The sequence below is a fragment of the Pseudoalteromonas sp. APC 3358 genome (assembly GCF_030408075.1).
In the GTDB taxonomy this organism is placed as follows: Bacteria; Pseudomonadota; Gammaproteobacteria; order Enterobacterales; family Alteromonadaceae; genus Pseudoalteromonas; species Pseudoalteromonas arctica.
Genome location: NZ_JASDCE010000017.1, coordinates 43,800 through 66,028 on the forward strand (window position 1 = coordinate 43,800; position 22,229 = coordinate 66,028).

The window sequence follows — 22,229 nt, forward strand, 5'->3', positions numbered from 1 at the left end:
AAGCAAATACTGTTACCATAATTAACGATGGTTATTAAAGATTGTCGTCAGCTAATTACAGTGTCCTTCAATTGTGTTTTAAGTGCGGTAAAGGAATTATAAAGCTAAATGTTTAAGTTATTTTTTGGTGTTTTTTGCTCTCTACTTTGTTTTAGTACCTTTGCTAACGCAGTAAAAGAAGATGTTGAAAAAATACTAAGTGGACATTTAACGAGTGGTCAAAGTCGTGAGCTTATGGATAAGTTAGAGCGCAATTTACCTTATTCTTCACTGCTCGATACTGCTCGAGTTAAAACTGTAAAGTGTTGGTTTTATGACTCCCAAAATGACAAAAATCATATAGCATTAAATGATTTACTGACAGATGCTAATCAAGCAATCAAAAAAGCTGACTCGCCTAAATTAAAACTCGATTTAGAAACATGCCAAGCATTTCATTTATACCAACAAGGCAAAGTAAGTACAGCCACTTCAATGACTAAAAATGTTATTAGTGCATCCTCAAAAAATCCAGAGCTTTATTATCAATATGCGACAGCTAACTTAATTTTAGGAAGGATTTTTCGTTCGCAAGGCTCGTATCAGCAAGCTTTTTTAGCATTTCAACAAGCTTATAATTCCTTTGAACAAGGCGGCTTTTCTTACGACAAAGCGCTCATACTTAAAGAGATAGGGCTTATTCATGCCGACCTTCACAATTTTTTGCTGGCTGAAGAACAATTACAAAGAGCGATTAATGAGCTGACAAATTACAATGAGCAAGAGTGGTACATAGCCACAGATATCCTAGCCCAGGCTTATGAAGCCCAAGGTAATTACCAAAAAGCGATAATGCTGTACAACAGTATACTCCCAGCCGTTACTAAGTATGAAGACGATGAAGGGAGTGCTTACCTACTCTTTAAAATCGCACAAATAAATATTCAATTAAATGAGCTGCAAGAGGCTAAACAATACTTAAATCAAGCTAGGGATTTAACGCTAAATAGTGAGTGGATTAAATTTATTCAATCAATAACAACAGCTGAGTGGTTAATTAAAAAGGGCCGCCTAGATGAAGCGGAACTTCTTTATTTAGATTTTGAACAAAATAGTTCTCAAGTATGGTCAGTTGACTCTTTAACTCGTTTTTTAGAATTTAAGCGTGAATTAGCAGTGCAAAAAAGTAATTATCAGCAAGAAGCCTTAGCTCAAAGAGAGTTATTAAAAATAGCAGATAAAAAAGTGCAAGAAATTGCAGATAATACATTACTTTCTCAACGTTTAGCATTTGACTGGGATCAGCAAAAACGAGAAATAACAAGACTGAAAGAATCGTCAGAGGTAAAAGAGCAGTTATTAAATTTAGCTAATGAAAAAGCATTTTGGCAAATCGCATCGTTGCTATTTTCTATTGGGTTAATATTGATTTTAGCTTACATAACTTATAAACAAACTCAGCATAAACAGCGATTCAAAACACTTGCATTAAAAGACGAATTAACAGATATCGCTAATCGTAGAGCAATATTTGCATTTAAATACAACGCGATTAAAAAAAGCGAGTTTTTAGGGAGCGCGTGTTCATTAATTGTTATTGATATAGACCACTTTAAACAAGTAAACGATACATACGGACATGATATTGGCGATGAAGTTATTATCTCTACAGTTAAATTTATAGAAAAAAACATTCGTCAAACAGATTGCGCTGGAAGGGTTGGCGGAGAAGAGTTTTTAGTTGTTTTACCTAATACAGCACTTAGTTTTGCGCATGAAGTTGCCCAGCGTATACGCGAAAATATTGAGAATGTTACTCATACCTCACTCCATATAAAATCAACAGTAAGTATTGGTGTAGTAGAAGTTAAAGCGGGCGAAGCCCCAAAAGATGCATCTCGACGAGCTGATGAAAAATTATACGCAGCTAAAAATGCAGGTCGTAATAAAGTAATGGTTTAATAATTAAATAATTACTGAGCTGTTAAACGGCTAGTGATTTTTATTTATTATTGAAAAATATAGCAAGCTGATTCACTTAATGTAATGGTACGAATTAGGCATAATTAAATGGTTTATTTCAAAAAGCACTCAACCGGTTTTTTACTTGCACACTTGCTGCATGTAGCAGCCAGCCAAGCTATCAAGATAATGGCATATTGCACAGCGAGATCCCTATAAGTAAATACAGCGCACAAGCTGATATGCAACACGCGACTCATAACACAAACAGGCCTGCCAATACTGGCTGCGGTTTAGGGCTGGAGTTAAGCAAAAAAATAATAAAATGGCACGATGAGTATATCAAGTAAGCGACATGCTAGGGCATTATGAAGTGCTGGTCGATTTTAGTTAACGAGCTTTTTTAATATTTGAATTTGAAATACGGAAACCGCGCTAAGGCACTTTTAAAAAAAGCTTTAGTGCGGTTTTTTTACATTCAAAAATATTTAATTTAACGCTGAGAATATAAAAACTTAGTGATTTACTTAGCAAAGTATTTGTTAGCGAGCCCTGCAATGCCAATGATCATCGTGTTTAGTGCAGGCTTGTTTTGTGGGCTTGGCTTTTACGATAACAATGCTTGGAGAGTTGTGCTCAGTTACTAAGGCAGGAATAACCACTTTAACGACTTTTTTATTTGGTTTATGCGCACTGGGACTATGTTGATATACAGTGCAGCCGCTCATAATAAGCGCGGTCGCCATTACTAAAACTATTTTTAAAGATAAGTTCATGTTTATTAGTCCTATGTAGCTAAAGCCTAGGATAAACTTTTTTTTGTATAGTGCTGTAAGCAAACGTAAGGATATTGTAAAGGTGACTTATATGGCGTTTGATGTCTATTTAACTAATTAATAAGTGCATTGGTACTGCGTTAAATACGCCAATACCAATGCTTATAATATTGAGTTTAGAGCTCAAAGCTCAGAGCTTACAACGTTGAGTTCAAACTTATAAATCGCTGCGCCAACCCATACCAGACTCTTCCATTAAACGCTCGTACACGCCTTCTATGTTAAGCGGTAACCATGCATCAAACTGTTTAAAGTCACTAAATTGGTCTAATTTTACATTTTGTTTAATTTCGTCAAGAGTATTACCGGCTAAAACGCCTGCGGTTACTTGGCTATACAAAAGCTCTAAATAACTTAAGTAACGCGCTACATCAGCCTTGCTGCCAATATCGGCATGACCACCTACAAAAGCATCAAAGTCATATGTGAGTACCGCTTGGGTTGAGTTAATCATGCCTTGAATATCGTAACTCCACAGCTTTTGCCACGGCATTCTGCCAATAACAATCCAATCAACTACAAATAACGTTTTTTGCTTTTCGAATAATATACTAACCGAACCACGACCATCGTTTGGACCATGGTAGTTAAGCTTTACTGTGGAATCACCAAGGGTAAGCAGTAGCTCGTCATCAAAAGTAAGGCTGGGCGTTACTGTTTTCATTTGTGTGTTTTTAATATCTTGCGCAGCGAGTTTATGCGCTATAAACGTGGTGTGCGGGCTTTTAAATACCTCGGCGCCGTAAATATGATCGCTATGATTATGGCTATAAATTACATACTTTACCGGTACGTTATAGCGGGTTTTAATTTGCTCGTTTAACCATGTGGCGGCTTTTTTATTAAGCGGGTCGGTAACAATTGCGCCCTCAGAAGTGATTAAAAATACTGAGCGGTGTCTGTCGTCTATAAAGCGGTGTAAGCCATCTCCTAAGTCTTCTATTTCATAGGCTTGTGTGGCAAAGCCTATAAACAATAGGGCTGTGCTTAATAGTTTTTGTAGCAAGCGGGGCATACACCATTCCTTTTTAAATTGATTAAATTAATAACGCTATTAAAAGAAGAAAGCATAAAGCTGTAAAAAATTTCAGCTGTTAGTTAAATTAAAGCTTAAGTCAAAGGATCAAATATAAGAATGAAATAAAAAGCCATTATAAAAATGGCTTTAGATAGGTTGGTTGGGTTTATCTTTGTGTTAGTTGTTGGTTTATTTCTTCAAAGATACTGGCATCATCTATGGTTGAAGGTATTTGTAGCTCTTCGCCATCAACTAGTTGACGTAAATTTTTACGCAGTATTTTACCCGAGCGTGTTTTGGGCAACCTATCTACGCTAACTATATTTTTAAGGCACGCAATAGCGCCAATCTGATTACGAACACTTAAAACAAGCGCTTGTTCTACGTCGGTACTTGAGCCCATAAAATCATTTTTAAGCACGATCATTCCCATAGGGAGTTGCCCTTTTAGGGGATCGTTCACGCCAAAAACAGCGCATTCAGCAACAGCAGGGTGCGCGGCTACTATCTCTTCCATTTCGCCGGTAGAAAGCCTATGTCCTGCTACATTTATAACGTCGTCAGTTCTGCCCATAATAAATAGGTAGCCATCTTCATCAATATAACCACCATCGCCAGATAAATAATAACCCTCGTATTCATTTAGGTAGCTTGCTTTAAAACGCGAGGTATCTTGCCAAATTGTTGGTAGGCAACCTGGTGGAAGTGGCAGTTTAATTACCACGGCGCCTTGCTCGTTAGCTGCGCATTCATTGCCATCCATATCTAATATTCGCACGTCAAAACCTGGAGTAGGGACGGTAGAACTACCAGGTTTTGTTGCTAAGTACTCAAGCCCTACAGGGTTACAAGCAATAGCCCAGCCGGTTTCGGTTTGCCACCAATGATCGAGCACTGGCAGTTTGGTTTTTTCTTTAAGCCACTCGTAAGTGGGAGGATCTAACCGCTCGCCTGCTAAAAACAAACGTTTTAAGCTAGAGGTATCGTATTGATTAAAACCATCGGCATTTGGGTCTTCTTTTTTAATCGCTCTAAATGCAGTTGGGGCACTAAATAATGCATTTACTTTATATTCTTCAACCACGCGCCAAAATGCACTGGCATCGGGCGTTTTAACCGGTTTACCTTCATATAATACGGTCGCGCAGCGATACATTAGCGGCGCGTAAACTATATAAGAGTGCCCAACTACCCAGCCAATGTCAGACGCTGCCCAAAATACGTCGCCGGGCTTCATACCATAAACGGTTTCCATGCTGTATTGCATTGCCACTGCGTGACCACCATTTTCGCGCACTACGCCTTTGGGTGTGCCTGTCGTGCCTGAGGTATATAAAATATAAAGCGGATCGCTACCATTTACAGGCACCGGATCTGCGCTTGCAGCCGTTTGCATTGCCTGAGTCCAATCTATGTCTCGTTTAGGCTTAAGAGTGGCGGTTACTTGTGGACGCTGATAAATAACGCAGTGTTCTACTTTGTGAGTAGCTAAGTCTATTGCGTTATCAATAAGTGGTTTGTATTCAATAACGCTGTTTACTTCAACACCGCATGAGGCGCTAAGTATAAGTTTGGGCTTGGCATCATCAATGCGTACAGCCAATTCGTGTGCAGCAAACCCACCAAATACCACCGAATGAATAGCACCAAGGCGAGCGCATGCCAACATACCAATAACCGCCTGTGGGATCATTGGCATATAAATAACAACGCGATCGCCTTTTGTAACACCTAACGATTGTATTACGCCTGCAAATTTAGCAACTTCTTGTTGTAGTTGTGAGTAGCTATAAGTTTGCTTTGTATTAGTGACTGGAGAGTCGTAAATCAGTGCAGTTTGCTCGCCAAACCCGGCAATAACGTGCTGGTCTAGAGCTAAAAAACTGGTGTTTAATTGCCCGTCACTAAACCAATGGTAAAGCCCGTCGTCGTCTTGTGTGTATGCTTTTGTGGGGATTTTATACCATGGAATATTCTTACTTTGTTCGAGCCAAAATTGGGCTGGGTTTTGTTTAAAGGCATTATATTGCTGTTTATATTCGCCTGACATGTAAGGCTCCTAAAGCTAAATTTGTGTGTGAGAGACCTTACAAAATGTAGGCTTTTTTTAGCAAGCAAGCTATTCGACCTTGGTCGGCTAAAAGTTAATCAATACACTGGTTTTAAAAATACCAAATTGACAATACAAAGCGTGTGGTTCAGCATGGCGGGCAGTAAAAACAAGAGAAAACACGATATGAGTAACGTAGTAAGAGTAGGGGTTGCGGTTATCATAAAGCATCAAAACACAATTTTACTAGGTGAGCGTATTGGCGCGCATGGTGCTAATACATGGGCAACACCTGGTGGGCATTTAGAGTTTGGTGAAAGTGTTGAGCAATGTGCAATACGAGAAGTGTTTGAAGAAACAGGTTTAAAGGTAAGTAAAATTACTAAGCTTGATTTTACCAATGATATTTTTACAGCAGAGAACAAGCACTATATTACGCTGTATGTAAAAGCTGATTTTGAAGGTGGAGAGCCTGAGCTTAAAGAGCCTAATAAATGTTTAAAGTGGCGCTGGTGCGATATTAATAATCTACCAACGCCACTGTTTACATCACTAAAAAATTACTTATCTGAGGCTGTACTAGCCTAGTTATTTTGTTGGCGGTGTCGCTGGGCTTAACTCTAGTTTACTAAAGCTTACTTGAGCGTAATCGCCATTTTGTTTATCTGTAGACCAATCGCCAGTACCTAAACAACCTGGGTACCAAATACCTTTCGCGCTTTTAGTACTACATTGGTTATAAGCGCCGGCTTTAAAGTAATGCCAATCTGCAGCGTAGCCATGTGGATGGTCTTTTTCGTCCACTTTGCCATAAGCATCTACGTTATTACCTAAGTTAATAGAGTAGTTAACGTCTTCTTTGCCTTGTGCGCTAAATGTAAGGTGCATAACATTTTTATACACATTTACCGTGTAGCTAAATTCTTCACCTAGTGCAATACCTGCACCGCCTGGCTCGTTAGGGTTTTCCCATGTATTACCCCAAACAGGGTAAGTAATGTCTGTACGGTCAGGATTCGTTTTAGCTAAGTTACGTTCGTAGTTCCAAAAAACTGAGCCTGTTTTATGTCCTGGCCATTTTTTGTAATATATTTTAAGTGGCTCATTGCCCCAGCCATAACCAAGCTTGGTATCAATAAGTGCCTGATCTTTACCCGCGTGAATTTGTCCTACAACAACCGAGTAAGCTGCTTTTTTATCAGGGTCGGTAGCACGTAGTGCAACATGATCTACTTTTAACGTTGCTTCCATTTTTCCACCAACAGAGCCAAATCGGTCAGATAGCGGGTGAACAGCTAAAGCAAAGTTGTTTTTAGAGTGTTTAGTTTTAATTTTAGTATTTGATCCACGGATCATTTGTCTAAGTTCACTACGGGTATTAGTAGAGTTAGCACTTGTAAGCGCTTTATTAGGAGAGGTAAATACCATGTAGCCTTTATCATCAAGATAGAAAAAATCAGGATGCGAGTAGGTTTGAATTTCTTCAACGTCAATAGTGTCAATTTTACCGTCGTTGTTTAAATCCACTGGTACATTTATTTTCCAGTGAGATAAATCAAACTTTGTTGCAGGTACCGGCGCATCGCTTTGCTGATTAGTGCTTTGGGTACTTGAACAAGCGGTAAAAAGTAAAGGGGTGATAACGGCTAAAGCCGTAAGTTTAAATGTGGATGTATTTTTTATCATTATTGTCTCTGTGTGATGAAGTAAAAATTGTGCGGTACAGGCATCGCTTAATCTCAATCTAGCATACCAATTTAACAATTAAAACTTACCAATTAGTAAAATTAAATATTTTTTAAATGATCTTTTGTTATACCAATTTGGTTTAGGTGTTTTTTAACGGCTTTTATGGAAGTGTTTGCGGTATGTGTTTTTTATGTGCTTGGCTATTCATTTAGTGATGTTTAACGTGGATTTTGGCGCTAAGGTGTAGTCTATTTTGGGGGTGAGGAGATTTTTAATTTTGTAGTTTGCTTTGCCGCGTTTAGCAAATAACTAAATAACCACTGCCAATAACTAATGTTGGGCTTTAACTATGGTTAGTGCTGCAAGTTAGTCGTGTTTGGTAATATAAGTTGCCACTTGTTTAAAATGGCATGGTATTCACCATTTTCTTTAATACTACTTAATGCGTCAGAGAGTGCTTTAGCTGTTTTAGGATTAAGTTGATTACTTGCTGCAAAATTAAGTGAGGAGGGAAGATCGCTTAAATGAATTCGTTTTGTTATTAGGCTAGGATCGAGTCCTAGGCTTTTTAGCTCGTTATTAAGTGTAAGTGTATTAGTTACTACAAAGTCGATCCGGTTTTTATAAAGCATTTGCCAAAGTTGATTATAGTAACTGACCAGTATTAAATTGTTATTTTCGGTAAAGCCTTTTTGCTTTAAGTAGGCTTCGCTCAGGTAGCCACGAATGGTTGCTACTTTATACTCTTTAGCAAAATTTAAGTGAACAACTTCATCTACATGGCTTTTTAAGCTAATTAAATAAGCATCTGCAAAATACACTTCGCCTAACCATGTATATTTATTAATCCGCTCTGGGGTTTTTAACAAAGACAACATTATGGCGTTGGTATTTGTTTTATGCTCCTTAAAAACGCGGGCCATAGGCATTATTTCAAAATTAGCGGTTAAGTTTGTTTGCTTCACAACTGCTTTGGCAATGTCGACTAAAGCGCCGCTTACTTCACCTTGCTGATTTTTAAAGTGATAAGGAGGAAGGTCTTCAGCTATAAAAGTAACCGAATCGGCGTTACACAGGGGGCTATATAAAATAAATACAAAAGCACTTAATAAAACACGCAAAAACACAAAAAATCTTTTAAAGCAATAATACACCTAGTGTAGAGAGTATTAACTAAAACATATATATATTATGTTTATATAACGTAAATAATTTGCATTTACTTGGCTGTACTTGCTGTTTTGTATTTTATAAATTGTAATGGCGAGCATTTATGCCAGCGTAAAAAAGCTCGATTAAAAGAGCTTTGATCTTTAAATCCTAAAATATTAGATAAATCAGCAAGTGGCATGCTGGCTATTAATGTATCTGCACGTTTTTTACGTTCTTTTTCAAGTAGCTGAGCAAAGGTTAAGTCTTGTTGTTTTAAGCGTCGTTGTAGCGTTCGGGGTGTTAAATTAAGCGCATCAGCTATGCCTATTAGGTTGCAGTTTTGCAAGGTAGTTTTAGCTGTAAGTAACTGATTAACTTTATCGTCAATACACTGCTGGCTTTTAAAGTTAGAGAGTTGCTGCTCTGACAATTGCTTAAAAGTAGAATTAATAATGGCGTTATCGGTTTTAAAGGGCAGCGTTAAATAATGGCTCGGAAAGCTAATTTGATTATATTCAGCACTGCTTTTTACAGGGCATTTAAACCATGATTCAAGGGCGCGCCTTTGCGATGGCAACCAATTATAAGTAAAACTAATACTACTTGGCGAAAGCGTTAAATTTATTAACTGGCGAATTACACTTACCCACGCGGTCATGTTTCGTAAAACAACATGCTCATTACAACTTTGGTGAGCAATCCAACGAATAGTTGCTGTATCAGTATTTAGTTCAAACTTGGCTTTACCAATATCAGCCACCAAGCTGTCGTAGCTTAACAATGCTTTAATGGCACTGCTTAAGTTATCGCTTGATTCAATTAAGTAACCTAAAACGCCGTAGTCAGCAGTGCGAATTTGCTGACCTAGGGTAAAACCAAAAAGAGGATCGTTAAGTGTTTTTTTGCCATAAACTAATAAGGCATTGTAACTATTTAAACTAATACGCGGCGCTAATTGATGGGTACGCTGATTACTAAATTCGTCAAAGCTAATAGCGTGCAAAGCCGTTTTAGTACTAATGCCTTGCGCTTGTAAGTAATCAAGAATACTTGAAAAGTAATGATCAGCCAATGTGTGCATTTGTCATCTAAAGCTAAAAAATAGTCGTGTATTAGCAAGTTTGCCACGTTAAATTTTTATATGCTAGTTGAATGCCTAATAACCTCTTGCTGTAAAAATGATACTTATAACAATAAAACAAACGCTTAATGCACAGCCAAAACAAATAATAAGCACACTATTGGATCATCAACAGTTGCATCGATTTTTTAATGCCAAATTTACGCTGCTACAAGCACAAGACGAAGGGCATATAGAAGGCGGAAAAGGATCTGTTAGGCAAGTGAAAATAGGTAAAATAACTTTTTCAGAGCAAATAATCAGTGCCGATCAAAATCAGATCAGTTACCAAATAGTAGGCGATAAACCAGTAGCTAATCATCGAGGCGATATATACCTCAGTGCAAATAAAGACATCAATACTTTAGTTACCGAACTTAACTATTGCATAAGCTGCTCAGCTCCATGGTGGATGCCAAATGCATTACTTAAATATGTTATTACAAAAGATATAACCCAAGCGTTAAACAATTTAAATAATTACTTTTTGGCGGGTAAAGTATGAACTCAGAAATTATTTTGCTCGCTCTTAGCCCGTTATTTTTGATATTTGTTTGCTGTGAGTTTATTAAGTTTAAGCGCTATTACGACATAAAAGATAGCCTAGCAAATACAGCGTTAGCGCTATTACACCAAGGCGCAGATGCTATTGCGTTACTGCTGTTAATGCCTTTATTTAATTGGTTGTATGACTATAGATTGTTTGATATTGAAGTGAGTGTATTAAGTATTGCATTTGCATTTTTACTGCAAGATTTTTTGTATTATTGGTTTCATAAAGCATCGCATCATATTCATTGGTTGTGGGCTGCACATGTGGTGCACCATAGCTCAACTAAAATGAATTTCACCACCGCATTTAGGCAAAGCTTAATGTACCCCGTAGCCGGTATGTGGGTGTTTTGGCTACCTATGATTTTAATTGGATTTGAACCGCTTACAGTATTTAGCGTGGTTGCATTAAATTTGGCGTATCAATTTTTTGTACATACTCAAATAGTGGGTAAGTTAGGCTGGTTTGAAAAAGTATTTAATACGCCTTCGCATCACCGAGTTCATCACGCAATAAATGCAGGTTACCTTGATAAAAACTTTGCAGGTGTACTTATTATTTGGGATAAGTTATTTGGCACCTTTGTAGAAGAAGATAAATCAAAGCCTTGTAAATACGGCATTATAGGGCAGCTTAATAGCAATAACCCAGTCGTTATTACGTTTCATCAGTGGGAGCACTTATTGAAAAGTGTTTATAAGGCATCGGGAATAAAAGCTAAATGTAGAGTGCTATTTGGCTACCCTACAAGTAGCATTAAATATAAATAATATTGAAAAAGTTAAAAGTAAAACTGCATAGCTAAACTCATTGATGAATTATGGCTATGCCATTGAGCATGCTGTACTTTGCTGCGCAGCGATACATTGCGAGAAACAGCGTAATTCCATGTTATAGCTATTTCGCTATGCTTACTTGCTGCGTTATCAGTTAGCCATAATACATTGCCAGTTAAAGCGAGTTTATGGTTATTGTTTATTTGCCAAATTACACCGGCTTCGCTGCCTATTCCAGTACTAAGTCGGTCGGTTATATCGCCTGTATTTAGCTCAAATTGACCAAGAATATAGCCGTGTAGATTATTAGGATCGCCATAAGATTTACCATAACCTCCTTTTGTAAAAAAGCGGCCTAAACGTTCATTGTCACTTGGTTGTCGGTCAAAGCCCATTTTAAAGTTCCACGACCAGCTATCAAATACGCGGTTATCGGGTGCAAGCGACATAGCATCTAATAAGTAAAAATGTTCAATATCTGCATTTCCTTCGTCAGTAATAGCGGCTTCCAAATCAAAAAAACTAATTTGTGCACCCGCTATAAAACCTTCTGGCCTATCTAGTAAGTCATGATACGCAAGCCTATAGCCAAAATTTGTAAGGTTTGCTTGGTTATTATTTTGTACCCTACCTAGCGATACTTTAGAAGAACCATGACCTTGCTCTGGGGAAGCAATAGGGCGGCTTGGCTTAGTAAATGGCGAAGCTACATTATATTTGCTGCGCATTAGGAGTAGCTTAGTTAGTCGCGGAGCAATTTCTTCACGATTTAACGCTTTATCGTAAAATTCAAAATTTAACCATTCATACGCCATTTCTAATATAGCGACTAATTGCGACTGTGAGTAATTACGAGTATTGAGGGAGCCACCTTGCATTAACTCTCTTGCATCATCAAGTTGTTCGTCAGTCATTTGAGTAGAGTAATGGTATAGCTTAGTACCAAAAGCAGGGCGGTAATTAGGTGTTTGTAATAAGTTGTTATTTCTTAGTACTGCAACGGTATCTGATGGAATAGCTTGCATATTAAATGACGATGTTAAATCAAGGTCCTCTTGTGCAAGTTGTAATAATGCAAGTAATTGGTAAGAGCAGTTTTCATCAATAAAAAAGTAATCGAATGTAGCTAATTGTAGCTCCCACAAGTGCAATAAAATAAGCTCTACCTGTAGCTCTGATAAATTAAGTTTGTATTCCCAAATATCACGAGATTCTAAGTCATTATATTCGCGTACTTTTTTATAGTACGGCATAAGCGAAAACTTACCTGGGTAGCTGCCAATCAAGCCTTTTAGTGCATACATAGCTGCGTTATCTGAGCCGTCTGGCTCTGCTGCAAAATTAACTGCGAATGCGAGCAACTCTTTATGGCGAGTCTGATCTTTTGCATCAATACGAAGTAAAGTGTGGCCAAACATTGATGATGGGCTATTCATAAATGCAGTTGGAAAAACTAACGTAACCCCTTTAGGGTTTATTATTTTTTGCCACGCCTGTAGTTCTGGGCAATTAAGTTCGGGCCAGTTATTTTTAATTTTTGTTTTTAGCCATTTATAACGTGCAGGAAACTGACAACGATATTGTGTTGTTTTTGGGTCAGTATTTTTACCACTAAATGCAGCTATAGTGGCTTTAAGTTCGTCATATGGGCTTGTTTTACCTACAGGAGATAAAAAAAACTCAGCACTGTCTACTTCACTTTTCCAATCACCTAATGTGGCCAAGCGGTAGTGACCTAATTTAAGCCAGTAAGGGTGTGTTGCTAATGTATTTGTTTCAATACTTTGAGCGTTTGAGTAAGTACTAAAAAGAGCGAGCAGTAAACCAAATAATATTTTTTTCATAATCACTAAATTACAAAAGCCGCTAGAGAAATACTCCAGCGGCTTTATTTATACGTATAAAACCGGCTAATTTAGCTGATTAAGAAAGAGTATAAGAAGCAAGTTGTGCGTTACTTGCAAGAACAGTGTTTAGGTTTTCTAAAACTGTTTGTGAAGTTACGTTTTCAGAAGTAAATACTGAAGAAAACTGTGCTTGAGCAAGCTTATTGAACGCTGCTTTATCTTGATCTGCAACACCCCAAGCTTCAGCTAGAGTAGCTAAAGTTTCGCCTTCACCTTTTGACATATCACGAGCAAGTTGCTCCATGTTACCGTCAATGAATAAAGCGATTTTTTCTGAAGAAGTTACTGTACCAGTACCATCACAACCAAGAGTACCAAAAGTGATACCAAAAGTTTGGTTACCAGATGTACCATTTGTTGTAGCGCCTAAAATTTTAACGCCTTTACCTTGCTGACCAGCAAATAACATAGAACCAAGACCACAACCAATATCTTGGTCAGCCATTGCGTTTGAGAAAGGAAGTAAAGATAGAGCTGCTACTGCGATTAGTTTTTTCATTTTCATAAATCCATATATGATTGTCTTTATTTAGGGTAAATAAAGTTCGCGGAAGATTCTAACAGACTTGCAGAAAAAAGGAACAGGCTAAAACATGAATATTTTACACTCTAATTTTTAAATATATTAAAGTTAATGTCAGGATAAAAATCAGCCTAGTTTCCACTTTTTATTGAACTGGTGGCGGTTTTTTACTTCTTGGGGCACCTAATAAAATGCAAGTATGGCAAATACATACAGATAAAAATGCACTAATACCCAATGCACCGCCATAGCCGTCAAGTTTTGGTACAAGGAATTCAAATAAGATTGAAAACAAAATAGATGAGCTTGCTACAGTATAAATACCAAATCGATGTGGGGCGCTCATACCTATGAATGTGCCGCCAAAAAATACAATTGCGTATAAATCGGGGTTCAAATTTAAAGCGCTAAAAATTAAATAAGCAATAATAGAAAGTGAAGACGACGCTCTAACCCCGTCAAAGCGACTATGCTTAGCTAAATAAAATGTTAAAAAAGCCCCAAGCAGTACAAGTAATGGATATTCAATACTCATAATACAATTCCTTTGGCTAATACAAAAAGTGCTACGCTTGCAAAAGCTACGCTGCCAAGCTTGCCACCAAAACCTGTAAACATATTCATAGTAAGCACATACAAACTTGAGCCAATAAGCGAAATAATAGCAATTTCCCAGTAACTGGTAATTAAATGAGTTGAACACATGCCTGCAAAGCTACCAGCATAAATTGCAGCATACGGATGGTTTTTATAATGTGCAGGAAAAGGAATAAACGAGCCAATAAGCCCCGTTAGCGCAGCAGAAATCACTAAAGGTAATGCAAAAGTAGTGTGCATAGCAAAGCAAGCTACAAAGCCTAAAAAGAAAGTGATGAATTTTAAAAATAAGAATTTAATCATAGCGGCGCATTTTAAACTAATCCTTTTGCGCTTTCTAATACTCTCTAACAAATAAATGTTATAAGTAATTACAAACTTTAAAAGCGTGTTTTTTAAACGGCTTTTAGGTATTAAATATGCTTAATAGTGCCGCTGTTAATGTTCTATAAATCACAAGTTATGTATAATGGCGATAATTTAATGTATTAAAGTGTTAACCAAGGGTTATTTATGTCTAACTGTTTACATCTGGCTATTCCGGCTGGCGATTTAAAAGTGGCTAAAGCGTTTTATTGTGACGTACTAGGCTGTAAAACGGGTAACAGTGAAGAAGGTCGCTGGGTAGATATAGATTTTTGGGGTAATGAACTTACCTTGCACCAGAGTGTTGAGCGCTTACCAACAGTTCGCCATGATGTAGATATGGGAGCTGTGGCAGTACCTCACTTTGGGATTCACTTATCTGAAGATGAATTTAACGGGTTAAAAATACGTATTGAAGATGCGGGTATTGAATACTTAGATAAACCATACCGCCGATTTATTGGTGATGAGTTTGAGCAAGAAACGTTTTTTATTGAAGATCCAAATGGCAATGTGCTTGAAATGAAAACCATGGTAAACCCAGAGGTTTTATTTAAAAAAGTATAAATGCTGTTGTTTAAGTTAAGCTAAAAAACCACTTTAATAAGTGGTTTTTTTATAACTATTAATCAGTGTTTTGATAAATTAGTTAATATTTACAGGTAAAAAAAATTACGCTACATACATGATTTTTATTCACTCTACAATGTAGGTATAGACACGTAGACTTAATTTCAATTCTCATACTTTATTGTTATTTATGCTGCTTAAACTCATAATTGCACCTTTGCTTATTTTACTAATAACATTCGCCCAAAAACGCTTTGGTAGTTTTGTTAGCGGCATAATTCCTGGCTTGCCTATTACCTCTGGGCCTATTTCTTATTTTATAGCATTAGAGCAAGGTAAATTATTTGCAGCTAACTCAGCGGTGGCCTCTCTTTATGGTATGAGCGGTATAGGCTTATTTTGTTTTAGTTACTTGGTTGTATCACGAAGATTTGGAATGCTTAAATCGCTTTTTACAGCGTTGAGTATTTGGTGCGTATTTAGCGTTATTACTTTATTTTTACCAGTGAATATTATTGTGGCGAGTGTGGTTTCACTTTGTATTTTACTCGGTTTAACTATTATCTCTACAAAGCTAAATATATCAGTTGATGCAAAACCATTAAATGCTCGCTGGGAGCTTCCGGTAAAAATGATATTAGTGACGAGCTTTATCGTGCTTGTTACGTTTATATCGCAGCATATAGGGTCTGCATGGAGCGGGTTAATATCTACCTTTCCGATTATTTTAGCGGTAATGGGCAGTGTTGCCCATTTTAGTGACAAACAAGCCTCAACGTTTAAAATTCTTAATGGCGGTATTATTGGTTCATTAGGTGGGTGTGTATTTTTTGCGGTGATTGCGTTTATGTTAAAACATAACTTTATGATTTGGCAGGTGTACGCAACAGCTGCCATTTGCTCAACATTATTTACTATTATTTTTAGCCAACTTATTAATCGCCAATTGACTAAGCAAGCTATGCTAAACACCAAAAAAGCAGTGCTTAAAATTGACTCGCTCGGTTAATTTACATCTCTAAAGCCATTACCTAGTTATGTAGTTGAATTAACATTTCACTGGGGGTTTTATTAAAGTGGCGTTTAAATTCGCGGCTAAATTGCGATGGGCTGGTATAGCCAACCTTTAATGCAGCTTCGTTGGCTTTGCTTCCACTACTGGTTATAAGCTCTTTAGCTTTAGCTAAGCGTACTTTTTTTAAATACTGCAAAGGTGACTCAAATGTTACTTGCCTAAAAGCACGATGAAACGACGATACGCTCATGTTTACATCTTCAGCCAACCCCTCAACTGTAATTTGATTGGCATAACTACTGTGCATAGTTGAGAGCGTACGGGCGATACGCGCATAATGCCCATCATGCATAGCAAGCCCTATTAAAGTATGTCCTTGTGGACCACAAAGTACACGATATACCAATTCTTTTACTATATCTTCGCCAAAAACGTCAGCCTCAATGGGGTTATTAAGCACGCTAAGTAAACGGTGGGTTACTTGCTCCATTGCGCCATCTATTTTAGCCGATTGAACGCCACTCATTTGCCCAGTGGTGAATGGCTTATGTGTACCAATTTGGTTTACTAATTTATGTAACATTACCGGGTTTATATCTATAACAATACCCATAACAGGCTGGTTGTTATCGGTAAAAGCTTCGCATTCAAGTGGCACTGGTACACCTAAAACAAGGTAGTCGCCTTCACCATATTTTATTTGATGATCAGGGAAATGAATTATCTTATGTCCTTGCCCAACAATAATAATACCTGAGTTATATATAAGTGGCTGGCGCGGCGAGCTTTTACTTGCACGATGAAAATACACACCTGGAATAATGGTTTCCATGTTGCCTTCAAAGTTAAGTAAATTATTGTGCTCTGCAAATTTTTGCATCATGTTGGCTATTGAGGACATTAAAACTTCTACTATCGTACGAATTTTGCGTAAAATATCAATCTTGACAGTTTTAGGCAAGCTTTTGCGAGTTATTGGGCTTTTTTTATGTTTATTTTGCCACTAATATGCACTCATTGAAGTTTAGCTTAGTTAGTAACTAAGCATTATATTTAGTATTTAACCGTCACCTAGGAGCAAAATAATGAAATTTAGCTACGTAAACCCAACACTTATCCAGTTCGGCCAAGAACAAATTGCCTCACTAACTGATTTGATCGCAAAGGATCAAAAAGTACTTGTAGTGTACGGCGGCGGTTCAATTAAAAAGAACGGCGTGTACGACCAAGTTGCAGCAGCACTTGAAGGCTTTGACTGGGTTGAATTTTCGGGTGTAGGCGCTAACCCAACTATAGAAGTACTAGACCAAGCAGTAAAAATTTGTAAAGAACAAGGTATCGACTTTGTACTAGGTGTAGGCGGCGGTTCAGTAATCGACGGCGTTAAATACATTGCAGCATCTGCAGTTTATGATGGAGAAGGTTGGGATATTCCTACTGGTAAGCACACTATTACTAGCGCATTACCAATTGGTGCAATATTAACATTGCCTGCAACGGGTTCAGAGTCTAACCAAAACTCAGTTGTGAGCAAAGAAGCAACAAAGCAAAAACTACCGTTTGCATCACCAGAAGTACTTCCTAAATTTGCGATTATGGACCCTGATGTAATGAAAACATTACCACAGCGCCAACTTGTGAATGGATTAGTAGATGCATGGGTACATACCTGTGAGCAGTACCTAACATTCCCTGAAACAGCATTGGTTCAAGAAGGTTACGCAGAGGCACTTTTAAGAACGCTTAAAACACTGGGCGATAACTTTGAAAACCAAGACGACGCATGGCGTGCAAACCTTATGTGGGCAGCTAACCAAGCACTTAATGGTTTAATTGGTTCTGGTGTATCGCAAGATTGGGCAACACACATGATTGGCCACGAGCTTACAGCTGCTTACGGCGTTGATCATGCTCGTTCACTTGCTATTGTTCAGCCTTCTTTACTACGCAACCAATTTGCAGTTAAAAAAGCAAAACTAGAGCAAATGGGTAAAAACGTATTTGGTCTTGAGCAATCTGACGATTTAGCTGAGAAAACAATTTTAGCAATCGAAGCGTTTTACCACAGCCTTGACGTAGCGACCCAGCTTACTGAACATGGCGATGATAAAGCCGCTGCTATTGACAATATTATTGGCAAACTTGAAGCACACGGCATGCTAGCACTTGGTGAAAACCAAGCTATTACGCTTAAAGAAAGCCGCGAAATTTTAGAGCAAGCAGTTGCTTAATTTTCAAAGCTAAGCGCTTACTTAAATATACTAAGTAATACGTTAATAAAAAACCGTCAACCTTTAGGTTGGCGGTTTTTTTATGGTTTATTATAAATACTGCGTTGCTAATTAACCAATAAATTCCGTATTAATGTTTTTGAATGATGATAGTAAACTGTGCTCAACGGTTAGGAAAAATCTAACGATTAAATAAATTAAAACAGGACTAAACTCATGAAATTACTAAACACATTACTTAGCTCAAAAGCAGGCGTAGCAGCATTAATTTTACGAGTACCAGTTGGCCTTATTTTAGCGGCGCATGGTGCACAAAAACTATTTGCTTGGTTTGGCGGTTACGGGCTTGAAGGTACAGGTCAATGGATGGCGAGTATTGGTTTAGAGCCTGGCTATTGGTTAGCAATGATGGCAGGTAGCGCTGAGTTTTTTGGTGGCATTGCATTAGCAATTGGTTTGTTAACTCGCCCAGCTGCTGTAGTTGCCGGCTTTACTATGATGATTGCTATTTTTAGCGTACATATTAGTAATGGCTTATTTATGGCAAACAATGGCTATGAATACGCATTAACGTTACTTGTAGTAACTGTGGTTTTAGCAATTCAAGGAGCGGGAAGCTTTTCGCTTGATAACGTATTAGTTAAAAAGCTAGCTAAAAAATAGAGTTTATTAATTGAAGAATAGCGGCCAATTTGGCCGCTGTTTTTGTAGGTTAACTACTAAATTATTTAGCTGAAAAAGTTAAAGAATAACTGTACTGCTTTTGCTCAAGTAAATACTCTTTATGAGTACTTGGGCTCCATGAATCATCGCCACCTACACCCATATGTTGATGATCAATGTGTACATGTACGCAATCATCAGCAATTAGTTCGTTAGTGTGTTTTGCTTGCGTTAGCGTACTTTGCGAATACTCGCTGGCTGCAAACAAAAACGCGCCAGTCACGGTTAAGTTATTAATACTCAGCAATTGGCAATCGCTACGCAGGCCATTATCAGTTGGGAATATATACGGTGTATGTAGCTCATTTAAGCACAAACTGTAATAACCTAAACGTGCGGCGGCTTTGCGATCTGGGTAGTTTTCAAAAGGCCCTAAACCCAGCCAGTTTACTTTTGTATCGCTTTGCTTGTTAAGTGTTGTGCTTAGCCCTATACGCGGCATTGGTGGCAGAGTATCGTTTAAGTGCACGTCAATATTTAAGCTAATATTGCCGGTATTATTTAGTGTATATAGCCACTGTGTTTGAGCCTGTAGCACGCCATTAAATTCGTAATTAAATACACAAGTAATACGTACATCAACGCTTGATTGCACTGCGTGAATTGAGCTGCATGTGCGCTGCCATTGCCCTATACCTGCACGCAACCAACGAGCCTCCCATGCATTGGGGTCTAGATTGTCTACTTCGCTTACACCAATGTCGTTATCAAGTGGGGCACGATAAAAGTTATCAACCAGTGGGCTACTAATAACCTGAGTATCGTTTTGTAACCACTGCTCTATAAGCCCTGATTGTTGATTAAAAATCAGTTTAAATTTATCGTTTTCAATACTTAGTTGAGAGTCGGTTTCGCTAACACTAACACTTATAGCGTTTTGCTCAGATGATGATACAAATAACTTACTGCTTAAATTGTTACTATTTATAAGCTTAAACTGCTCTGAATCCATAACGTGATTAGCGTTTGCAAAGTGTGAGTCGTTAACTAATGCCACATCTAAATTAAGGTAATATTGCGCACCTTGCTCAAATGCTGTTTTAGTTTTAATAGTTAACGTGTGCGTACTTTGCGGAGCAATATTAAGTACATGCTCGCCTTGCTCAACACAGATGCCATTTTGCATTAACTGCCAAATAAGCTTTTCGTTATCGGTATGTCTAAATACGTAATCGCTAAATACATCAATGGTGTATTGGTTTTTAATTTGCTCACGCAATGTAAATTGTAAATGTTGCTGGCTGTACTTAGCTTCAAACAGGCTAGGGTGCGGCGTACGGTCTGGGAACAATAACCCGTTTATACAAAATTGACGGTCATTCAGTTCATCACCAAAGTCGCCGCCGTAAGCCCAATAATGCTTGCCGTTTTCGTCTGTTTTAGATAAACCTTGATCTACCCAATCCCAAATAAAGCCGCCTTGCAGGCGTGGGTACTCTCTAAATGCTTGCCAGTAATCGTCAAAGCTACCTAGGCTGTTACCCATTGCATGGGCGTATTCACATAAAATAAGTGGGCGAGTTTCACCCGGTAGGCTCAACCATTTTTTAATAGAGTATTTAGGTACCGCATCGTCTTTAATATCGGTATCTACACGGGCGTACATTGGACAAATAATGTCGGTAGCCGTTGTATTTGCGCCGCCGCCTTCGTATTGCACTGGGCGAGAGGGGTCAAAGCTTTTTGACCAGCCGTACATAGCATCATGATTTGCACCGTGTCCGCATTCGTTTCCTAGAGACCAAATAATAATTGAGGTGTGGTTTTTATCGCGCTCAACCATTTGTGTATAACGCGACATAAATGCACCAGCCCACTGCGGATCGCTAGCTAAACGCCCCATAGGAAACATGCCATGGGTTTCTATATTTGCTTCATCAACTACGTATAAACCTAGCTCGTCACATAGTTCGTAAAAACGAGGGTGGTTAGGGTAGTGAGCAGTACGCACGGCGTTAAAGTTATTTTGCTTCATCAGCTTAATATCTTCAATCATATCGGCGGTAGTAACTGTATGGCCGTTTTCTGGGTGGTGTTCGTGGCGGTTAACACCGCGAATAAGTAGCGGCTTGCCGTTTACACACAGTTGCCCGTTAAGCATTTCTACTTTTCTAAAGCCAATGTCGTAGGCTTCAACATCGATGGTATTGCCTTGATCATCAAGCAGACTCACAACGCAGCGGTATAAGTATGGGGTTTCGGCGGTCCATTTTTTAGGGCTTTGTATATCAATTGTTTGAAATACAACATCGCTCCAGCCACCTTTTTCATCAACACGTTTATTGTTAGTACTTTGAATTTGTGGCTCACATAGCGCCTGTTCGCCATCAAAAACTTGCATTGCTATTTGATAGTTATTTGGCGCATTAATCGCCGTTTTTATATGTAGCGTTGCATCGCGATAGCAAGCGTCTAAATTGGGGGTTATAAACACATCACGTATTTGGTTTTGTGGTTTTGTAAGTAAGTTAACATCGCGAAAAATACCACTTAGCCACCACATGTCCTGATCTTCTAGGTAACTGCCATCGCTCCAGCGAATAACCATAACCGCAATACGGTTAGTACCTGCCACTAACAGCTCGCTTAAATCAAACTCGCTCGGTAAACGGCTATCTTGTGAATAACCCACCCACTGTCCGTTACACCACAGGTGAAACGCCGAGTTAACGCCTTCAAAAATAATATGATTACGCTGAGTTAGCTGACTTTCGCTTATATTAAATTCAGTGCGGTAACAGCCTGTAGGGTTGTCGCTTGGTACAAAAGGCGGGTTAACTGCAAATGGGTACTTAACATTACAGTAAATAGGTTTATCAAAGCCGTGTAATTGCCAGTTAGAAGGCACTGTAATACTTTGCCAGTTGCTGTTTAGTGTTTCACTTAGCAACGATTCATCAACCGCTTCGGGTTTATCAAATAATTTAAAGTCCCACTGACCGTTTAAACTTTGTTTTTGCGATTGCGTGTTAGTACGGGCATGGTCAATGCTTTTAAATCCATTGAGTGGGCTGTGCGCTTTTACTTGATTAACTTGTACTGAAATTGGGTTTTCCCAATCTCGGCGATTAATTATGTGCTGTAAAGAGGTCATGTTTATCCTATTGCATAAGCGGGCAATTATAATGCGCTAAATATAGCTAAAAATAATCGCAGGGGTTA

The 22,229-nt window shown here is 38.2% G+C and carries 20 protein-coding genes; 8 read left to right on the top strand and 12 right to left on the bottom strand.

Translation table 11 applies throughout. The annotated features are described in order from the left end of the window. Window positions 1-108: 108 nt before the first annotated feature. The gene (locus tag QL995_RS19710) at window positions 109-1,941 is read left to right on the top strand and encodes a tetratricopeptide repeat-containing diguanylate cyclase (RefSeq protein WP_169061212.1); all 1,833 of its coding nucleotides are present in this window, start codon (window positions 109-111) and stop codon (window positions 1,939-1,941) included. Window positions 1,942-2,483: 542 nt separating this feature from the next. Here the strand turns inward: QL995_RS19710 and QL995_RS19715 are convergent. The 3 genes from QL995_RS19715 to QL995_RS19725 form a co-directional block, all read right to left on the bottom strand. Next, on the bottom strand, window positions 2,484-2,717 hold the full coding sequence (locus QL995_RS19715) for a hypothetical protein (RefSeq protein ID WP_222714319.1): 234 nt from the start codon (window positions 2,715-2,717) through the stop codon (window positions 2,484-2,486). Window positions 2,718-2,934: 217 nt separating this feature from the next. Then, a complete protein-coding gene (locus QL995_RS19720; protein ID WP_290294902.1) occupies window positions 2,935-3,792 on the bottom strand; it encodes an MBL fold metallo-hydrolase in 858 nt (285 codons plus the stop codon). Window positions 3,793-3,961: 169 nt separating this feature from the next. Beyond that, on the bottom strand, window positions 3,962-5,845 hold the full coding sequence (locus tag QL995_RS19725) for a propionyl-CoA synthetase (protein ID WP_290294903.1): 1,884 nt from the start codon (window positions 5,843-5,845) through the stop codon (window positions 3,962-3,964). A gap of 186 nt (window positions 5,846-6,031) precedes the next feature. Between QL995_RS19725 and QL995_RS19730 the strand changes: the two genes are divergently transcribed. Further along, on the top strand, window positions 6,032-6,433 hold the full coding sequence (locus QL995_RS19730) for an NUDIX hydrolase (protein WP_024589726.1): 402 nt from the start codon (window positions 6,032-6,034) through the stop codon (window positions 6,431-6,433). Here the strand turns inward: QL995_RS19730 and QL995_RS19735 are convergent, their stop codons facing one another. From QL995_RS19735 to QL995_RS19745, 3 genes are all read right to left on the bottom strand, one after another. Continuing rightward, window positions 6,434-7,531, bottom strand: a complete 1,098-nt coding sequence (locus QL995_RS19735; RefSeq protein ID WP_290294904.1) for a polysaccharide lyase family 7 protein — start codon at window positions 7,529-7,531, stop codon at window positions 6,434-6,436. It lies immediately after the preceding gene. Window positions 7,532-7,887: 356 nt separating this feature from the next. Further along, a complete protein-coding gene (locus QL995_RS19740; RefSeq protein WP_290294905.1) occupies window positions 7,888-8,661 on the bottom strand; it encodes a transporter substrate-binding domain-containing protein in 774 nt (257 codons plus the stop codon). A gap of 92 nt (window positions 8,662-8,753) precedes the next feature. Continuing rightward, complete coding sequence (locus tag QL995_RS19745) at window positions 8,754-9,767, bottom strand: AraC family transcriptional regulator (RefSeq protein WP_197142261.1); 1,014 nt, start codon at window positions 9,765-9,767, stop codon at window positions 8,754-8,756. A gap of 97 nt (window positions 9,768-9,864) precedes the next feature. On the opposite strand from QL995_RS19745, the gene QL995_RS19750 reads away from it, so the two are divergent. Together QL995_RS19750 and QL995_RS19755 are read left to right on the top strand one after the other, a co-directional pair. Then, entirely contained in the window at window positions 9,865-10,311 is a 447-nt protein-coding gene (locus QL995_RS19750) for an SRPBCC family protein (protein ID WP_290294906.1), read from the top strand. Next, entirely contained in the window at window positions 10,308-11,129 is an 822-nt protein-coding gene (locus tag QL995_RS19755) for a sterol desaturase family protein (RefSeq protein ID WP_290294907.1), read from the top strand. The genes QL995_RS19750 and QL995_RS19755 overlap by 4 nt, the downstream gene beginning before the upstream one ends. An 11-nt stretch (window positions 11,130-11,140) precedes the next feature. Here QL995_RS19755 and QL995_RS19760 read toward each other — a convergent pair whose 3' ends face one another. From QL995_RS19760 to QL995_RS19775, 4 genes are all read right to left on the bottom strand, one after another. Next, a complete protein-coding gene (locus QL995_RS19760; protein ID WP_290294908.1) occupies window positions 11,141-12,979 on the bottom strand; it encodes a DUF4105 domain-containing protein in 1,839 nt (612 codons plus the stop codon). Window positions 12,980-13,058: 79 nt separating this feature from the next. Further along, a complete protein-coding gene (locus QL995_RS19765; protein ID WP_024589733.1) occupies window positions 13,059-13,541 on the bottom strand; it encodes a DUF3015 domain-containing protein in 483 nt (160 codons plus the stop codon). A gap of 169 nt (window positions 13,542-13,710) precedes the next feature. Continuing rightward, window positions 13,711-14,100, bottom strand: coding sequence for a hypothetical protein (locus QL995_RS19770; RefSeq protein ID WP_007587227.1), 390 nt, complete (start codon window positions 14,098-14,100; stop codon window positions 13,711-13,713). Beyond that, window positions 14,097-14,402, bottom strand: a complete 306-nt coding sequence (locus QL995_RS19775) for a hypothetical protein (protein ID WP_007587218.1) — start codon at window positions 14,400-14,402, stop codon at window positions 14,097-14,099. The genes QL995_RS19770 and QL995_RS19775 overlap by 4 nt, the downstream gene beginning before the upstream one ends. A 273-nt stretch (window positions 14,403-14,675) precedes the next feature. On the opposite strand from QL995_RS19775, the gene QL995_RS19780 reads away from it, so the two are divergent. Continuing rightward, the gene (locus QL995_RS19780; protein WP_007587216.1) at window positions 14,676-15,095 is read left to right on the top strand and encodes a VOC family protein; all 420 of its coding nucleotides are present in this window, start codon (window positions 14,676-14,678) and stop codon (window positions 15,093-15,095) included. Window positions 15,096-15,288: 193 nt separating this feature from the next. Beyond that, on the top strand, window positions 15,289-16,107 hold the full coding sequence (locus QL995_RS19785; RefSeq protein WP_290294909.1) for a hypothetical protein: 819 nt from the start codon (window positions 15,289-15,291) through the stop codon (window positions 16,105-16,107). Between the two features lie 22 nt (window positions 16,108-16,129). Here the strand turns inward: QL995_RS19785 and QL995_RS19790 are convergent, their stop codons facing one another. Continuing rightward, a complete protein-coding gene (locus QL995_RS19790; protein WP_024594102.1) occupies window positions 16,130-17,014 on the bottom strand; it encodes an AraC family transcriptional regulator in 885 nt (294 codons plus the stop codon). Window positions 17,015-17,198: 184 nt separating this feature from the next. Between QL995_RS19790 and QL995_RS19795 the strand changes: the two genes are divergently transcribed. After that, a complete protein-coding gene (locus QL995_RS19795) occupies window positions 17,199-18,344 on the top strand; it encodes an iron-containing alcohol dehydrogenase (RefSeq protein WP_007587207.1) in 1,146 nt (381 codons plus the stop codon). A 216-nt stretch (window positions 18,345-18,560) separates the two neighbouring features. Beyond that, the gene (locus QL995_RS19800; RefSeq protein ID WP_024589737.1) at window positions 18,561-19,007 is read left to right on the top strand and encodes a DoxX family protein; all 447 of its coding nucleotides are present in this window, start codon (window positions 18,561-18,563) and stop codon (window positions 19,005-19,007) included. A 61-nt stretch (window positions 19,008-19,068) separates the two neighbouring features. Here QL995_RS19800 and QL995_RS19805 read toward each other — a convergent pair whose 3' ends face one another. Then, complete coding sequence (locus QL995_RS19805) at window positions 19,069-22,161, bottom strand: beta-galactosidase (RefSeq protein ID WP_290294911.1); 3,093 nt, start codon at window positions 22,159-22,161, stop codon at window positions 19,069-19,071. Window positions 22,162-22,229 lie beyond the last annotated feature (68 nt).

What these genes read in the sequence shown, in the direction of transcription:
- QL995_RS19710 (WP_169061212.1), top strand. Translation starts at nt 109, where the DNA reads ATGTTTAAGTTATTTTTTGGTGTTTTTTGCTCTCTACTTTGTTTTAGT.
- QL995_RS19715 (WP_222714319.1), bottom strand. Translation starts at nt 2,717, where the DNA reads ATGAACTTATCTTTAAAAATAGTTTTAGTAATGGCGACCGCGCTTATT.
- QL995_RS19720 (WP_290294902.1), bottom strand. Translation starts at nt 3,792, where the DNA reads ATGCCCCGCTTGCTACAAAAACTATTAAGCACAGCCCTATTGTTTATA.
- QL995_RS19725 (WP_290294903.1), bottom strand. Translation starts at nt 5,845, where the DNA reads ATGTCAGGCGAATATAAACAGCAATATAATGCCTTTAAACAAAACCCA.
- QL995_RS19730 (WP_024589726.1), top strand. Translation starts at nt 6,032, where the DNA reads ATGAGTAACGTAGTAAGAGTAGGGGTTGCGGTTATCATAAAGCATCAA.
- QL995_RS19735 (WP_290294904.1), bottom strand. Translation starts at nt 7,531, where the DNA reads ATGATAAAAAATACATCCACATTTAAACTTACGGCTTTAGCCGTTATC.
- QL995_RS19745 (WP_197142261.1), bottom strand. Translation starts at nt 9,767, where the DNA reads ATGCACACATTGGCTGATCATTACTTTTCAAGTATTCTTGATTACTTA.
- QL995_RS19750 (WP_290294906.1), top strand. Translation starts at nt 9,865, where the DNA reads ATGATACTTATAACAATAAAACAAACGCTTAATGCACAGCCAAAACAA.
- QL995_RS19755 (WP_290294907.1), top strand. Translation starts at nt 10,308, where the DNA reads ATGAACTCAGAAATTATTTTGCTCGCTCTTAGCCCGTTATTTTTGATA.
- QL995_RS19760 (WP_290294908.1), bottom strand. Translation starts at nt 12,979, where the DNA reads ATGAAAAAAATATTATTTGGTTTACTGCTCGCTCTTTTTAGTACTTAC.
- QL995_RS19765 (WP_024589733.1), bottom strand. Translation starts at nt 13,541, where the DNA reads ATGAAAAAACTAATCGCAGTAGCAGCTCTATCTTTACTTCCTTTCTCA.
- QL995_RS19770 (WP_007587227.1), bottom strand. Translation starts at nt 14,100, where the DNA reads ATGAGTATTGAATATCCATTACTTGTACTGCTTGGGGCTTTTTTAACA.
- QL995_RS19775 (WP_007587218.1), bottom strand. Translation starts at nt 14,402, where the DNA reads ATGCACACTACTTTTGCATTACCTTTAGTGATTTCTGCTGCGCTAACG.
- QL995_RS19780 (WP_007587216.1), top strand. Translation starts at nt 14,676, where the DNA reads ATGTCTAACTGTTTACATCTGGCTATTCCGGCTGGCGATTTAAAAGTG.
- QL995_RS19785 (WP_290294909.1), top strand. Translation starts at nt 15,289, where the DNA reads ATGCTGCTTAAACTCATAATTGCACCTTTGCTTATTTTACTAATAACA.
- QL995_RS19790 (WP_024594102.1), bottom strand. Translation starts at nt 17,014, where the DNA reads ATGTCCTCAATAGCCAACATGATGCAAAAATTTGCAGAGCACAATAAT.
- QL995_RS19795 (WP_007587207.1), top strand. Translation starts at nt 17,199, where the DNA reads ATGAAATTTAGCTACGTAAACCCAACACTTATCCAGTTCGGCCAAGAA.
- QL995_RS19800 (WP_024589737.1), top strand. Translation starts at nt 18,561, where the DNA reads ATGAAATTACTAAACACATTACTTAGCTCAAAAGCAGGCGTAGCAGCA.
- QL995_RS19805 (WP_290294911.1), bottom strand. Translation starts at nt 22,161, where the DNA reads ATGACCTCTTTACAGCACATAATTAATCGCCGAGATTGGGAAAACCCA.